Consider the following 14,605-nt stretch of genomic DNA (forward strand, 5'->3'; position numbering starts at 1 on the left):
CGCTGGCGAAACGGTCGGCGGGTCGCTATCTCATCGCGACCTTTGAATGACTGACCGGGCAAGGATTCTTGTGGCCGATAACGATGCGCGTGCCGAAACCGAAACCAGAGAGCAGCGACTGGGCCGGGTGACCTTCCGCGCCTGGCGCCGGGGCTTCCGCGAGGCCGACCTGGTGCTCGGGCCGTTCATGCAGGCCGAGGGCGCGAGCCTGAGCGACGCCGAACTGGACCAGTTCGAGGCCCTGCTGGCCGAGGACAACGACCACGAAATCTACGCCTGGATCATCGAGACCAAGCCGACGCCCGAGGTTCACGCCACCGGCCTTATGGACAGGCTGCGCACCTTCATGCGCGCCCATGTCGCCGCCGCCGTCGCCGAGGGAGCCGGCTGATGGACGCCCGCGTGCAACGGACCGATCACGAGCTGGGCGGGGCACCCGAAGGCCTGGATGCGCTGGTCGTCGCCGACCGTCTGAAGGCCTCCGGCGGCGTCGGCGTCTTCGTGGCGCGGGACTTCTCGCGTTCGACCGCCTTCGTCCAGGCGTTCCAGTTCTTCGCGAAGGACATTGAGGTCGTTGAGTTTCCGGCCTGGGATTGTCTGCCTTACGACCGGCTGAGCCCGACGTCCGGCGTCTCGGCGGAGCGGATGGCCGCGCTAACGGCCCTGGCCAAGCGTGGGCTGGACGATCGCAGCCCCATGCTGGTCGTCACGACCGTCGCGGCGGCCATGCAGCGCACGCCCCCGCGCGAGGCCACCTTCGCCGCCAGTTTCGAGGCGCGCGTCGGGCGCGATCTCGATACGGCCGCTCTGGAGACCTACTTCACCACCAACGGCTACATGCGCGCCTCGACGGTGAACGAGCGGGGCGAGTACGCCATCCGGGGCGGGGTCATCGACGTCTTCCCGCCGGGGTTCGACGAGCCGGTCCGTCTCGACATGTTCGGGTCCGAACTGGAATCGATCCGCACCTTCGATCCGGCGACCCAGCGGTCGACCGGCCAGCGGCGCGAGGTCTCGCTGTCGCCCGTGTCCGAGGCCCTGCTGAACGCCGAGACCATCAGCCGTTTCCGCACCGGCTACCTGAACCAGTTCGGCGCGCCCGGCGACGATCCCCTCTATGCGACCATCAGCGAGGGCGCGCGGCGTCAGGGCATGGAGCACTGGATCCCGCTGCTCTACGACCGGCTGGAGACCCTGTTCGACTATCTGCCGGACGACGCGACCCTGTTCCTCGACCATCAGGTGGAGGCCGCGCGGGCCGAACGCTGGAACCTGACCCGCGACGCCTATGAAGCCCGTCAGGAAGCCTCGAAGGGGAAGGGCGGCGCCGCCAACCGCGCCCTGCCGCCGGATCGGCTCTACATGCCGGAGGACGACTGGAACTCGGCCCTGGCCGGGCGCGCCGTCCGTCGCCTGACGCCGTTCTACGCGGCCGCCGAGGACGGCGGCGGCAATCTGGGGCGCACCTTCGGCGCGGAGCGGGCCCAGGACAGCGTCAACCTGTTCGCCGCCGTTGCCAACCACGCCCAGAAGCTGAAGGCCGAGGGCAAGCGCGTCCTCTTCGCTTCCTGGACCGAGGGCTCGTCGGATCGCCTCGGCGTCATGCTGTCCGACCACGGGCTTGAGCACGTCGTCGCCGTTCGCGACTGGGCCGATGTGCAGGCGGCGTCGAAGGACCTCTATCTGCGCGCCGTCCTGCCGGTGGAGCACGGCTTCACGACCGGCGACCTGGCCGTCATCTCTGAGACCGACATCCTCGGCGACCGCCTGGCCCGGCCGAAGCGGAAACGCCGGGCGTCCAACTTCCTCGCCGAGGCCTCGGCCCTGACGACCGGTGATCTCGTCGTCCACCTCGATCACGGCATCGGCCGCTACGAAGGCCTGCGCACCCTGGAGATCCAGGAGGCGCCGCACGACTGTCTGGAGCTTCTCTACGCCGGTGAGAGCAAACTCTATCTGCCGGTTGAGAATATTGACCTTCTGACCCGCTACGGATCCGAAGCCGACGGCGTCCAGCTGGACCGTCTCGGCGGGGCCGGCTGGCAGGCGCGGAAGGCCAAGGCCAAGGCTCGCCTGCGCGACATGGCCGAGGGTCTGATCGCCCTGGCCGCCAAGCGGGCGCTCCGCGTCGGCGAGGCGGTCATCCCGCCGCAAGGGTTGTTCGACGAGTTCTGCGCCCGTTTCCCCTACGAGGAGACGGACGACCAGCTGAACGCAATCGGCGACGTGCTGGAGGATCTCGGCAAGGGCGTGCCGATGGACCGGCTGATCTGCGGCGACGTCGGCTTCGGCAAGACCGAGGTCGCCATCCGCGCCGCCTTCGTCGTCGCCATGTCGGGGCAACAGGTCGCCATCGTCTGCCCGACGACGCTGCTGGCCCGCCAGCATTTCAAGACCTTCTCCGAGCGCTTCGCCGGCTGGCCGATCAAGGTCCGCCACCTGTCACGCATGGTCACGGCCAAGGATGCGGCGGAGACACGGGCGGGCCTCAAGGACGGCTCGTTCGAGATCGTCGTCGGCACCCACGCCGTCCTGGCCGAACAGGTTGGGTTCAAGGACCTGGGCCTCGTCATCGTCGACGAGGAGCAGCATTTCGGCGTCAAGCACAAGGAGAAGCTCAAGTCTCTCCGCGCCGACGTCCACCTGCTGACCCTGACCGCCACCCCGATCCCACGCACCCTGCAGATGGCCCTGTCCGGCATTCGCGAGATGTCGATCATCGCCACCCCGCCGGTCGATCGTCTGGCCGTGCGGACCTATGTCGCGCCCTGGGACCCGGTCATGGTGCGCGAAGCCCTGCTGCGCGAGAAGTATCGGGGAGGGCAGGCCTTCTACGTCTGCCCGCGCCTGTCGGACCTGCCGGACATCGAGCGCTTCCTTCGCGAACAGGTGCCCGAGATCAAGTTCGTCGTCGGCCACGGCCAGATGAGCCCGACCCAGCTGGAAGACGTGATGAGCGCCTTCTACGACGGCTCCTACGACGTCTTGGTCTCGACCACCATCGTCGAAAGCGGCATCGACATTCCGACCGCCAACACCTTGATCGTGCACAGGGCGGACATGTTCGGCCTGGCCCAGTTGCACCAGATCCGGGGGCGCATCGGCCGGTCCAAGGCGCGCGCCTTCGCCTATCTGACGGTCGATGCGAACAAGCCGATGACCCTGTCGGCCGAGCGGCGTCTGCAGGTGCTGCAGTCGCTCGACAACCTGGGCGCCGGCTTCCAGCTGGCCTCCCACGACCTCGATCAGCGCGGCGGCGGCAACCTGCTGGGCGACGAACAGTCCGGCCATATCCGCGAGGTCGGCGTCGAACTGTATCAGCAGATGCTGGAGGATGCGGTCGCCGAGCTGCGCCAGAACGGCGAGGCCATGATGCCGGATCGCGGCTGGTCCCCGGCCATCAATGTCGGCGCGGCGGTACTGATTCCAGAGGATTATGTCTCGGACCTCAATGTCCGTCTCAGTCTGTATCGCCGTCTGTCGGACGCCGAGAAGACCGAGGAACGCGAGGCCCTGGCGGCCGAACTGATCGACCGGTTCGGCCCCCTGCCGGACGAGGCGAAACAGCTTCTCCGCATCGTCGGCATCAAGGCCAACTGCAAGACGGCCATGATCGAACGCATCGACATCGGGCCGAAGGGCTGCGTCCTGACCCTGCGCGACAACACCTTCCCCAATCCGATGGGGCTGGTCGGCCTGATCCAGAAAAACCACGCGACCTGGAAGATCCGCCCGGATCAGAAGATCGTCGTGAAGGGCGACTGGCCGACGCCGGAGGATCGTCTGAAGGTCGCCGAGCGGATCACCGCCGATCTGGCTCGGGTGGCCGGCGCCTAGCGCTTCACGCGGTAGTGCAGGTGGGTGGCGAAGCGGGTCTGGCGCGCGGAGACGGGCTCCAGCTCCGCCGTCAGCCCGTCCCACAGCCGTTCGCCCGCACCCAGAACGATCGGCGCCATCTGCAGATGCAGGTCGTCGATCACACCGGCGTTCAGATAGTGGCGCGTCGTCGAGACCCCGCCGCAGACGGCGATGTCCCCGTCGCCGACGGCCGCTCGCGCCGCCTGAAGCGCTGCATCGTAGCCCTCGGTGATGAAGTGGAAGGTCGTCCCGCCCTCCATCACCAGCGGCTCGCGCGCATAGTGGGTCAGGACGAAGACCGGGGCGTGATAGGGCGGGTTCTCGTCCCACCAGCCGCGCCAGTCGCCGGTCCATTCGCCCCGGATCGGGCCGAACATGTTGCGGCCCATGATGAAGGCCGAATAGTCGCAGATGGCCTGCATTTCCTCGGCGTTGTTTGCGCCGTCCTGGAACATCCAGCGATGGAGGTTTTCGCCGCCGACGCCCAGCGGCGTCTCCAGCGTCTGGTCCGGTCCGGCACCGAAGCCGTCCAGCGAGATCGTCATATGGGCGCCGACGCGTCCGGCCATGGTTCGCACTCCCAGAAGGTGACCGGGCCACTATGAAGGCCGCGCCCGACCTCGCAAGAGGGCTCTAGACCGTCTGAACCTGCATGTCGGCCGAGGCGCGTTCCAGCACGGCCGCAGCGCTCTCACCCTGCATCAGTTCGGCGACGCCGACGCTGAACTCCACTACGAAGGGCGTCCGGTCCGGACCGGCGTCGAAGGCGGTGCAGCCGATGACGGCGGCGATCCGCTCCACCGCCAGCCGCGCCTGCGGACCCGGCGTGGCGGGCAGGGCGAGGGCGAAGACTTCGGGCGCCAGACGCGCGGCCGTATCCTCGACCCGCACCAGACGCGACACCATGGCCCCGATCTGGGGCATGGCGCGGTCCAGCCAGCCGCCCATCCGCGCGCGGGTCAGGGCGTCGCTGTCCGAGACCCTGAGCACGCAGACCGACAACGGACGACGCCGCGCCGAGGCCCCCTCGGCCACGCGGCCCAGATGGCTGGCGAACAGGTTGCGCGTGAACAGGCCGGTCGAGGGATCCATGATCCCGGCGCCCCGCGCGCCTTCCAGCGCCTTCCGGATCGCCAGATGCCGGCGATGGGTCCGCGCCAGGTTCATCACGCGCTCAGCCGCTTCCGGCTCCGGCGTGTCGGCGGCCGCGACCTCCGAGAAGCCCCGGTTGTAGAGCTCGCTCAGATTGATCTCGCCTTCGGAGCGCAGATAGAGGGCCAGCGGGATATGATAGAGCCGCGTGTTCCGCTTCATGCCGGACGCGATGGACAGGGCCGGCGCATGGTCGGGCGCGCCCCACAGCACCGCCGCGTCGAACGCGCTCTCATGCAGATAGTCGAAGGCGGTATAGGGCGTCGGCGCCGCCACCACCTCGGCGCCCTCGGCCGTCAGGGTATTCGACAGGGCGATGAAGCGATGATCGGGCGCCCCGGCGATCAGGATGCGGACCGGGCTCGTGTCCGGCGTGCCCGGGTCCAGCGTCGCGCCGTGCAGGGCGAAGGTCTGTTGCCGCAGGCGGAACTCTTCTTCGGCGATGGCGGCGCGCACCAGCTGTTCGATTCGCAGCGCCGCCTGGGCCGGATGGGGCGCCTCCGTCATGGTCAGGTCGAAGGCGGCCTGGGGCAGGGCGCCCGCCTTGGGCCCCAGGGCGATCAGCGGCAAACGCCGCGCGCCGGCCGCCAGCCTCAGGGCCTCGGGCAGGGCGGAAATCTCGGCGTGGTCGGCGTCCAGAATGGCCGCCTCCAGCTTGAAGTCGGTCAGGCCCGCGACCGCGCCCGCGCCCGACCGGGCCGTCATCGTGCGCCAGCCGAGCTGATCCAGCCCACGGCATAGGGCGCCGATCCGCTCATCCGTCTCGGCGACGACCAGAACGCGTGGATCCAAACCTGTAATCGCCGAACTCCCCCTGCGGGCCCGAAAGGCCGCTGCTCCCGACACGGAGCGGCCGGACCATACCGATGCGGCCCCCGTCGGTGCAACGCCCCAGATGCTGTGGATGCGGGAAAACGACCGCGTGACCACAGGTTCCAAACCAGGCGATTTCCGCTAGTGTCCGGGATTGGGCTACGGCGGGAACCGGCTTGCGCGGACAGACTACGGAAATGGCGTCACCCGGTTTCTGGGTGCGGCTCTCGGGGCGGGCGTTCGCGCGCAGCTGGGGCCGGGACGTCATGCTCTACACCGGCGGGGTGTCCTTCTTCGCTCTTCTGGCCGTCTTCCCGGCCATCGCCATCCTGATCGGCTTCTACAAGGCCGTGCTGTCGATCGCCCAGGTGGGCGAACAGGCGGCGGCCCTGGCCGATGTCATGCCCCACGCCGCCCGCGCCATCTTCCGCGCCGAGGTCGAGCGGTTGTCGAACGCCTCGGCCCGCGCCGTCTCGACCCAGAGCGCCTTCGCCCTGATCGTCGGCGCCTATGCGGCGCACCGGGGATTCAAGGCCTTGCTGGCCGGTCTGAACCTTATCCATGACGAGACGGAGCCGCACGGCTTCTTCAAGTTCAACTTCCTGGCCTTCGTTGTCGCGGTCGTGGCGTTCGGCCTGTTCACCATCGTCTCCGGCGCCGTGGTCACCGCCCGCCTGCTGGAGCACACCGGGCCGGCGTCGTCGTCGGGCGGCCTGCCGTTCAACGGGCTGCTGCCCGCCGCCGGTCTCGCCCTGGGGCTCACGCTTCTCTACCGCTACGCCATGTCCCACCGCGATCCGGTGGCCTGGTTCCCGTCGATCACGGGCGGGGCGGTGGCGACCATCCTGTCGATGATCTCGTCCTGGCTCTGCGCCATCTATGTCGAGCAGATCGCCCAGCTCGGCGCGACCTACGGTTCGGTCGGCGCCGTGGTGGTGCTGCTGATCTGGCTGTCGTGGAACGTCAACGCCATCTTCTACGGCGGCGCCTTCGCCACCGAGATGGAGATCGCCGCCCGCTCGAAGGGCGCGCCCGAACTGGCCCCGGAGGACAATACTTCGGTCGTCAACCTGTCGGAGCGGCGCGCGTCTCGACGGTAAGGGTCAGGACGCCGTCGACCTCCTCGATCGACACGACCTGACCGCCCAGCTCCTGCATCAGAAACGGCACGTCGATCCGCGCCATCGGATCGGTCGCCAGCAGCACCAGCCGGCTGGAGGGCAGGGCGGTCTCCATCGCCTTTCCCAGACGCAGGCTCGGCACCGGACAGCGATGCCCGCGCGCATCCACGACGATGTCGTTCATTCCGCCTCGCAGGCGGCCAGCAGCAGACCCAGCGCGACCCGCACGCTCTCCAGCCGCACCCGTTCGCGCCCGATATCGCCGAAGCGATGGACCTCATGCACGACGCCGTCCGGCCCGGCGCATCCGAAGTGAACCAGTCCGACCGGCTTCTCCGCCGAACCGCCGCCGGGTCCCGCGATGCCGGTGATGGACACCGCCAGATCCACGTCCGCCGTCACCCGCGCGCCCGCAGCCATGGCCCGCGCCACCGGCTCCGACACCGCGCCATGCGCCTCGATGGTTTCCGTCGGGACGCCCAGCATTTCGGCCTTAGCGGCATTGCTGTAGGTCACGAAGCCCCGGTCCACGACCGCCGACGATCCGGCGATGGCCGTCAGGGCCCCGGCCACCAGTCCGCCGGTGCAGCTCTCGGCCGTCGCCACGGTCCAGCCGCGACGCGACGCCGCTGCGACAATCGCGGCCGCTGTCTGTTCGATGTCTTCGGGGAACATTGACCTTTCCGGTGCAGAAGCGAGTCAGTCTAGGCTTCCGCCTAGCACGCGCCGAGGCCCATGGCTTGCATTCAGGGGCGCGGGTTCAGGACCGGGGATCTCATGACCGACGCTGCGCTGCCGGAAGACATCGGCCCCTCGACCGACAGTGGCGACCGCGTCGCCCGCACCCTGTTCGCCGTGGCCATCTTCACCTCGGCGGCCCTGGTCTTCGTGGTCCAGCCCATGGTGACCAAGCTGGTCCTGCCGATGCTGGGCGGATCGCCGTCGGTCTGGAACACGGCCATGGTCTTCTTCCAGACCGCGCTTCTGGCCGGCTACGGCTACGCCCATCTTCTGCAGCGCCTGCCGTCGATGCGGGCTCAGATGGCGACCCATCTGGCGCTTCTGGCGCTGGCGGCCCTGTTCCTGCCCCTGAAGATCAGCGGCGTCCTCGGCGATCCCGACCCGTCCGCGCCCATCGGCTGGCTCCTCGCTACCCTGGCCCTTTCCGTTGGCGCGCCCTTCGCCGTTCTGTCGGCCACCGCGCCGCTGCTTCAGGCCTGGTACGCTCGGGTCCGCGCCGGTCATGCGGATGGCCAGAACCCCTACGTCCTCTACGCGGCTTCCAACCTCGGCAGCTTCCTGGCGCTCCTCGCCTATCCCGTCCTGATCGAGCCCCTGATGACCCTGTCGGGCCAGCGCGGGACCTGGACCGGCGGCTATGCAGCCTTCATGCTGATGATCGTGGCCCTGGCCTTCGTCGCCTGGCGGCGCGGCCAGATCGGCAGCGCGACCCCGGTCGCCGCCCTTGAGGTCAGCCCGCCCATCGCCTGGCGCGAGAAGCTGGTCCTCGTCCTCCTCGCCGCCGCCCCGTCCAGCCTGATGCTGGGCGTCACCACCCACCTGTCGACCGACGTCGCCTCGGCGCCCTTCCTCTGGGTCGTGCCGCTGGCCCTCTATCTCCTGACCTTCGTCATCGCCTTCCAGGACAAGCCCTGGATCCCGATGTCGATCACCCTGGTGATCTCCGGCGCCCTGACCCTGGCCTGCGTCGCCTTCACGGCCTTCCGGACCGGCAACTGGCTGATGATGTTCGGCCTGCATCTGGCCGCCTTCTTCTTCCTGACCCTGATGTGCCACCAGCGTCTGGCCGGGCGTCGCCCGCCGCCGGATCGCCTGACCGAGTTCTACCTCCTGATGTCGCTGGGCGGCGTGGTCGGCGGCGCCTTCACCGCGCTTCTGGCGCCGGTGCTCTTCAACGGCGTCTGGGAATATCCGCTGGTCCTGGTCCTGGCCGGACTGGCCCGGCCGTTCAGCAAGGCCCCGATCAAGAACTCCGAAGTCTACATGTTCGTGGCCGCGCTTCTGATCGCCGGCCTGCCGCCCCTGCTGTCGGCGGTCTTCCAGGCGGATTGGGACTTCGCCTGGTGGTTCAGCAAGAACGTGTCGGAGAACATGCCGCGCCTGACCCAGCTGGTCCTGCTGGCGCCCATGATCGCGGGCTTCCTGCTGCGCGACCGGCCCATCGCCTATGTCGCCATCGCCGCCGCCATCGCCCTGTCCACCGCCTATATCGCGCGCGGCTACGACGCCGCCTTCACCGACCGCAGCTTCTTCGGCGTGATGAAGATCGCCCCGGTGAACGACCCGCGTCTGGGCGGTCAGGTGAACATCCTGATGCACGGCACGACCCTGCACGGCGCCCAGCCGCGCGACCCGGCCTTCGCCTGCATGCCGACCATGTATTACGCCCCCTCGACCCCCATCGGTCAGGCCACGATGGCGCTGCAGCACCGTAGCCCCGGCCTGAACATCGGCGTGGTCGGGCTGGGGTCGGGCGCCATGGCCGGCTACAAACGCGGCACGGACCGGCTGACCTTCTTCGAGATCGACCCGATGGTGGATAAGCTGGCGCGCGATCCCCAGTGGTTCACCTTCATCTCCGACTGCGCCGACGGCCCGGTCCGGACCGTGCTGGGCGACGCCCGCCTGACCATGGCGCGCGAGGCGCCGGGGTCCTACGACCTTCTTCTGATCGACGCCTTCTCGTCCGACGCCGTGCCGACCCACCTGCTGACGGTGGAGGCCATCGAGGGCTATCTGAAGCTCCTGAAGCCGGACGGCGTGGTCATCCTCCATCTGTCCAACCGCAACCTCGACATCACCCTGCCGGCGGCCGCCGCGGCGCGGGCTCTCGGCGCGGCCAACCTGCACCAGATCTATCAGGAGAGCTCGACCGCGCCGGACATGGCCGAGGCCTCGACCGAGGCCCTGATCCTGTCGCCGACCGACGCCGGCCTGGCCGAGTTCCGGGGCGAGCCGCAATGGCAGACCATCGCCGACAACGACGTCCGGCCCTGGACCGACGACTATGTGAACCTGTTCGGGTCGTTGTGGCGGCACTTCCGCCGCTGACCCGAGTGGATTGATCAGGCGGGCAATTCGATCGTCGCGAGGGCCGAGGCGGCCAGGCCTTCCTCGCGTCCGGTGAAGCCCATCCGCTCCATGGTCGTCGCCTTCACACTGACGGCGTCCCGCGGCAGGTGCAGGATCTCGGCCAGGCGTTCGCGCATGGCCTCACGATGCGGCTTCACCTTGGGCCGTTCGCAGATCAGGGTGACGTCCACGTTCACCAACCGCCCGCCGCGCGCCGTCAGCCGCTCGACCGCATGGATCAGGAACTGCTCCGAGGCCGCGCCCTTCCATTTCGGGTCGGTCGGCGGGAAGTGATCGCCGATATCCCCGTCGCCCATGGCGCCCAGCACCGCGTCGGTCAGGGCGTGCAGCCCCGCATCCGCATCCGAATGGCCGATCAGGGTCTGGTCGTGCGGGATCGACACCCCGCACAGCCAGACCTCTTCTCCCGGCCCCCAGCGGTGCGCATCGAAGCCCTGACCGACACGGGTCTGGCGGGGGATCAGGGCCTCGGCCATGGCGAAATCCTCGGGGTAGGTCAGTTTCATCAGACGCGGATCGCCCTGGACGAGGCGCACCACGCCGCCGTCGCGCTCGACCACGGCAGCCTCGTCGGTCGGCGCCGAGCCCTCGGGCCGGACGGCGTAGGCGGCGATCAGCCGGTCCGCGCGAAACGCCTGAGGCGTCTGCGCCCGCCACAGCCCGCTGCGATCCACCGTGCCCTCGATCCGGTCCGCGCCGCGCTTCAGGGTGTCGGAGACGGGCAGGGCGGCGATGGCCCCATCCGCGCCGGGCAGGGCCTCCAGCAACCGAGCGATCACGTCGGCGGACAGCAGAGGCCGCGCCGCGTCATGCACCAGCACCGGCCGATCCGCCACGCCCGTCAGCTCTGCCAGTCCCGCCCGCACCGAATCCGCCCGCTCGGCGCCGCCTGCGACGGCCCGCCAGCCTTCCAGCCCGCCCAGCGCCTCGGCCGCCCGATCCAACCCGTCGGCGGCGACCACCACGATCACCTCCTCGGCCCCGGCCTTCAGCAGCGCCTCGACCGACCAGCGCACCACAGGCCTGCCGCCCAGAGGCCGCCACTGCTTGTCGCCCCCGGCCCGTGAACCCGAACCGGCCGCCACCACGATCGCTGCAAAAGTCATGGAGGCCTTCTACGTCGCGATCCCGAAAAGTGTGAGCGGTTTTAGGGCGAGATCGCGACCCACCATTGTGCCGCCATCATCGCGGTTGACGAGGGGCCAGGCTTCGCGTGTTGACGGACTTATGAGCACAGGGATTCAGATCGGCGACGTGGCCATCCCCGGCCGGGTCTTGATGGCGCCCATGACGGGCATCACGGACCTGCCGTTCCGCCTGCTCGCCAGCCGTCTGGGCGCGGCCTATGTGGCGACCGAGATGGTGGCCGCCGCCGAACTGGCCCGTGCCCGTCCGGACGTCGTCCGCCGCGCCGCCGTCGGCGACGGCCTGCCCCTGACGGTGATCCAGTTGGTCGGCCGCGATCCCCATGCGATGGCCGAGGGCGCGCGCATGGCCGAACAGGCCGGCGCCGACATCATCGACCTGAACTTCGGCTGCCCGGCCAAGGAGGTCACCGGCTCGGCCTCCGGCTCCGCGCTGATGCGGACCCCCGACCTCGCCAGCCGGATCATGGCCGCCACCGTCGCCGCCACTTCGCGTCCCGTCACGGTCAAGATGCGCCTCGGCTGGGACGACGACACCAAGAATGCGCCGCAGATGGCCAAACGCGCCGAGGATCTGGGCGTGAAAGCCGTCACCGTCCACGGCCGTACCCGCCAGCAGTTCTACACCGGCGTCGCCGACTGGGACGCGGTCGGCGCGACCAAGGCCGCCGTCTCCATCCCGGTCATCGTCAACGGCGACATCATCACGGCGGAGCAGGCGAGGGCGGCGCTGGACCAGTCCGGCGCCGACGCCCTGATGCTGGGCCGCGGCGTCTACGGCCGTCCGTGGCTGGCCGCCCACCTCGACCGGGCCATCCGGGACGGCACGGTCCTGTTCGAGCCCGACCGACAGGAGCGGTTCGACATCGTCGTCGACCACATGCGCGCCTCCTGCGCCTTCTACGACGGCCCCATCGGCCTGCGGATGTTCCGCAAACACCTCGGCTGGTACGTTGAACAAGCGCCCTGGCCGCCGGATCCGGAGGTCCGCAGACAGGCCAAGAGCCGCCTCTGTCGCCTCGACGACCCCGCCCTGGTGGCCGAAGCCCTCGCCGAACTCTGGGCTTTGCCGCACAGCTCGCTGTATTTCAGCAACTCTCCTGTTGAAGTTTCGCCACAGGTGGTTGAAGCTTCCGGGGCATGACGGACACGCCCGCCACCACCCCGGCAACAGAAGGCGACCCTTCCTTCTGGGGGCGTCTCTCGGCCGGTCGTGCGCGGGCCGCCTTCGGCGCCGCCTACGCCATCGCCTTCCTGATCACCGCCGCCGCCATCTGGCTGGTGGCCATCGCGCCGGGGGCCAGCGCGGGGGACGACGCCCGTTCGACCGCCAGCCGCGCGGTCCTGTTCATCCTGCTGGCCAATCTGGTCCTGATCGGCGGCCTGGCGACCGTCATCGGCGGTCAGGTCATGCGCCTGTCCCAGCGGCGGCGAGAGGATCCGGGTGCCCGCCTCCACCTGCGCTTCGTCGCCCTGTTCTCCCTGGTGGCCTTGGTTCCGGCCGTCCTGATCGCCCTGGTCTTCGGCCTTCTGGTCAATCGCGGCGTCGATCAGTGGTTCAGCCAGAACGTCCGGTCGGCGGTCAACAACGGCGCCTCCATCGGCCGGGCCTATGTCGCCGACATCGGCGGCGGGCTGGAGCGCGACCTCGGCACCATGACGACCGAACTCGGCGGGGTGAGGGACGTCTTCGACAACCGCATCCAGTTCTCCACCGCCCTGACCCAAATCGCCGACTTCTTCGGCTATCCGGCCGTCTACATCCTGAACGGCGAGGGCGAGGTCCTGGCCCAGAGCGACCTGCCGGGCGCCCCGACCTATGTCGCCCCGCCGCGCGAGGTGTTCGAGACCGCCGCCGAAGGCGAGACCGCGCCCGTCACCGTCACCGAACACCCGGACACCGTCCGCGCCCTCTATCCACTTCCAGACTATGGCGACGCCTACCTCTATGTCGTGCGACCGCTCGCGCCCGGTCTCGTGGCCCAGATGCGCAACGGCGAGGAATCGATCCAGGGCTATCGCGTCGCCGAGGAAAGCCGCGCCCGCATCCAGGCCGCATTCGCCCTCAGCTATCTGGAGACCGCGCTTCTGGTCCTGGTCGGCGCCGTCTGGCTGGGCATGTCGGCGGCAAGCCAGATCTCGGCCCCCATCGGTCGTCTGGTGAAGGCGGCGGATCAGGTCTCGGCCGGCGACCTTTCGGCCCGCGTCGAGGCCCACGGCGCGCCCGGCGAGATCGCCACCCTGTCCTCGGCCTTCAACCGCATGACCGGCGACCTCGAGGCCCAGCAGGCGGCCCTGAAGACCGCCTCCGACGAGGCGGTGGACCGCAGCCGCTTCATCGAAACCGTCCTGTCCGGCGTCTCCGCCGGCGTCATCGGTCTGGACAAGCGCGGACGGATTTCCGCCATCAACGACAGCGCCTTGCAGTTGCTTTCGATCTCCGAGCTTGAAGTGCGCGGCAAGGCCCTGGCCGATATCGCGCCGGAGCTCAGCGACCTGGTCAAACGCGTCGAGGCCCATATCGAGGAAGACCTCGACGTCGCCCGCGAGGGTGAGACCCGGCGTCTGCGCGTCCGCATCGAAGGCGGGCAGGGCGGCGAGATGGTCCTGACCTTCGACGACATCACCCGCCTGGTCACGGCCCAGCGGAACGCCGCCTGGCGCGACGTCGCCCGCCGCATCGCCCACGAGATCAAGAACCCCCTGACCCCGATCCAGCTCTCGGCCGAGCGGCTGAAGCGCAAATACCGCGCCCGCATCGGCGACGACGTCGAGGTCTTCGACCGCTGCACCGACACCATCATCCGTCAGGTCGGCGACATCGGTCGAATGGTGGACGAGTTCTCCTCCTTCGCCCGCATGCCCGCGCCGCGCTTCACCAACGAGAACCCGGCCGAACTGCTGCGGGAAGCCGTCTTCGCCCAGCGCGTCGCGGCTCCGACCCTGCCCATCGAACTGGTCGAGCCCCTGCCCAAGGCGAAACTGCGCGCCGACCGCCAGATGGTGGGGCAGGCCCTGACCAACATCCTGAAGAACGCCGGCGAGGCCGTGGCCGCCCGTCGCGGCGACGACGAGAGCGCCGACACCGCCATCATCGCCCGCCTCGAGGTCGTGAACGATGTGGCGACCTTCATCATCGAGGACGATGGCAAGGGTCTGCCCGTCCGCGACCGCGACCGCCTGACCGAGCCCTATGTCACCACGCGCGAGAAGGGCACCGGCCTCGGCCTGGCCATCGTCAAGCGCATTTGCGAGGACCACGGCGGCGAGTTGAAACTGTCGGATTCCGACAGCCTGCACGGCGCCAGAATCTGTCTGATCTTCCCCCTCAACCCCACCGGCAAGGCCGGGCGTGAATCGGAGCCTCGCGGCGCCGACGCCCCGGCGGCCGAATAGTCGCGA

At 69.2% G+C, this 14,605-nt stretch carries 11 protein-coding genes; 6 read left to right on the forward strand and 5 right to left on the reverse strand.

Annotation, left to right across the window (positions count from 1 at the left end; translation table 11 throughout):
- Nucleotides 1–70: 70 nt before the first annotated feature.
- Complete coding sequence (locus ACETK8_RS11215) at nucleotides 71–391, forward strand: succinate dehydrogenase assembly factor 2 (RefSeq protein ID WP_374036013.1); 321 nt, start codon at nucleotides 71–73, stop codon at nucleotides 389–391.
- Nucleotides 391–3,837, forward strand: a complete 3,447-nt coding sequence (gene mfd / locus ACETK8_RS11220) for a transcription-repair coupling factor (RefSeq protein WP_374036014.1) — start codon at nucleotides 391–393, stop codon at nucleotides 3,835–3,837. Before ACETK8_RS11215 ends, mfd begins: the two co-directional genes overlap by 1 nt.
- On the opposite strand, the gene ACETK8_RS11225 is transcribed toward mfd, so the two are convergent.
- Both ACETK8_RS11225 and ACETK8_RS11230 read right to left on the reverse strand, forming a co-directional pair.
- Entirely contained in the window at nucleotides 3,834–4,427 is a 594-nt protein-coding gene (locus ACETK8_RS11225) for a dihydrofolate reductase family protein (protein ID WP_374036015.1), read from the reverse strand. The genes mfd and ACETK8_RS11225 overlap by 4 nt on opposite strands.
- Before the next feature lie 64 nt (nucleotides 4,428–4,491).
- A complete protein-coding gene (locus tag ACETK8_RS11230; protein ID WP_374036016.1) occupies nucleotides 4,492–5,802 on the reverse strand; it encodes a diguanylate cyclase domain-containing protein in 1,311 nt (436 codons plus the stop codon).
- Nucleotides 5,803–6,020: 218 nt separating this feature from the next.
- Between ACETK8_RS11230 and ACETK8_RS11235 the strand changes: the two genes are divergently transcribed.
- Nucleotides 6,021–6,923 (forward strand): YihY/virulence factor BrkB family protein, encoded by a 903-nt coding sequence (locus ACETK8_RS11235; protein ID WP_374036017.1) that lies wholly within the window; start codon nucleotides 6,021–6,023, stop codon nucleotides 6,921–6,923.
- Here ACETK8_RS11235 and ACETK8_RS11240 read toward each other — a convergent pair.
- The gene (locus ACETK8_RS11240; protein WP_374036018.1) at nucleotides 6,889–7,128 is read right to left on the reverse strand and encodes a sulfurtransferase TusA family protein; all 240 of its coding nucleotides are present in this window, start codon (nucleotides 7,126–7,128) and stop codon (nucleotides 6,889–6,891) included. The two genes, ACETK8_RS11235 and ACETK8_RS11240, sit on opposite strands and share 35 nt — an antisense overlap.
- The gene (locus ACETK8_RS11245; RefSeq protein WP_374036019.1) at nucleotides 7,125–7,619 is read right to left on the reverse strand and encodes a CinA family protein; all 495 of its coding nucleotides are present in this window, start codon (nucleotides 7,617–7,619) and stop codon (nucleotides 7,125–7,127) included. The genes ACETK8_RS11240 and ACETK8_RS11245 overlap by 4 nt, the downstream gene beginning before the upstream one ends.
- A 102-nt stretch (nucleotides 7,620–7,721) precedes the next feature.
- Between ACETK8_RS11245 and ACETK8_RS11250 the strand changes: the two genes are divergently transcribed.
- Nucleotides 7,722–10,016, forward strand: coding sequence for a spermidine synthase (locus ACETK8_RS11250; RefSeq protein ID WP_374036020.1), 2,295 nt, complete (start codon nucleotides 7,722–7,724; stop codon nucleotides 10,014–10,016).
- 14 nt (nucleotides 10,017–10,030) lie between these two features.
- Here the strand turns inward: ACETK8_RS11250 and ACETK8_RS11255 are convergent, their stop codons facing one another.
- Nucleotides 10,031–11,164, reverse strand: a complete 1,134-nt coding sequence (locus ACETK8_RS11255; protein ID WP_374036021.1) for a bifunctional 2-C-methyl-D-erythritol 4-phosphate cytidylyltransferase/2-C-methyl-D-erythritol 2,4-cyclodiphosphate synthase — start codon at nucleotides 11,162–11,164, stop codon at nucleotides 10,031–10,033.
- Between the two features lie 121 nt (nucleotides 11,165–11,285).
- On the opposite strand from ACETK8_RS11255, the gene dusB reads away from it, so the two are divergent.
- Together dusB and ACETK8_RS11265 are read left to right on the forward strand one after the other, a co-directional pair.
- Nucleotides 11,286–12,347 carry a tRNA dihydrouridine synthase DusB gene (gene dusB / locus ACETK8_RS11260; RefSeq protein WP_374036022.1) on the forward strand — a complete coding sequence of 354 codons (1,062 nt, stop codon included), beginning with the start codon at nucleotides 11,286–11,288 and terminating at the stop codon, nucleotides 12,345–12,347.
- Complete coding sequence (locus ACETK8_RS11265) at nucleotides 12,344–14,599, forward strand: sensor histidine kinase NtrY-like (RefSeq protein WP_374036023.1); 2,256 nt, start codon at nucleotides 12,344–12,346, stop codon at nucleotides 14,597–14,599. Before dusB ends, ACETK8_RS11265 begins: the two co-directional genes overlap by 4 nt.
- The last annotated feature ends 6 nt before the right edge of the window (nucleotides 14,600–14,605 follow it).

Origin of the sequence: Brevundimonas staleyi, assembly GCF_041893865.1 — a bacterium.
In the GTDB taxonomy this organism is placed as follows: domain Bacteria; phylum Pseudomonadota; class Alphaproteobacteria; order Caulobacterales; family Caulobacteraceae; genus Brevundimonas; species Brevundimonas staleyi.

What these genes read in the sequence shown, in the direction of transcription:
- ACETK8_RS11225 (WP_374036015.1), bottom strand. Translation starts at nt 4,427, where the DNA reads ATGGCCGGACGCGTCGGCGCCCATATGACGATCTCGCTGGACGGCTTC.
- ACETK8_RS11255 (WP_374036021.1), bottom strand. Translation starts at nt 11,164, where the DNA reads ATGACTTTTGCAGCGATCGTGGTGGCGGCCGGTTCGGGTTCACGGGCC.
- dusB (WP_374036022.1), top strand. Translation starts at nt 11,286, where the DNA reads ATGAGCACAGGGATTCAGATCGGCGACGTGGCCATCCCCGGCCGGGTC.
- ACETK8_RS11265 (WP_374036023.1), top strand. Translation starts at nt 12,344, where the DNA reads ATGACGGACACGCCCGCCACCACCCCGGCAACAGAAGGCGACCCTTCC.
- ACETK8_RS11240 (WP_374036018.1), bottom strand. Translation starts at nt 7,128, where the DNA reads ATGAACGACATCGTCGTGGATGCGCGCGGGCATCGCTGTCCGGTGCCG.
- ACETK8_RS11245 (WP_374036019.1), bottom strand. Translation starts at nt 7,619, where the DNA reads ATGTTCCCCGAAGACATCGAACAGACAGCGGCCGCGATTGTCGCAGCG.
- mfd (WP_374036014.1), top strand. Translation starts at nt 391, where the DNA reads ATGGACGCCCGCGTGCAACGGACCGATCACGAGCTGGGCGGGGCACCC.
- ACETK8_RS11250 (WP_374036020.1), top strand. Translation starts at nt 7,722, where the DNA reads ATGACCGACGCTGCGCTGCCGGAAGACATCGGCCCCTCGACCGACAGT.
- ACETK8_RS11235 (WP_374036017.1), top strand. Translation starts at nt 6,021, where the DNA reads ATGGCGTCACCCGGTTTCTGGGTGCGGCTCTCGGGGCGGGCGTTCGCG.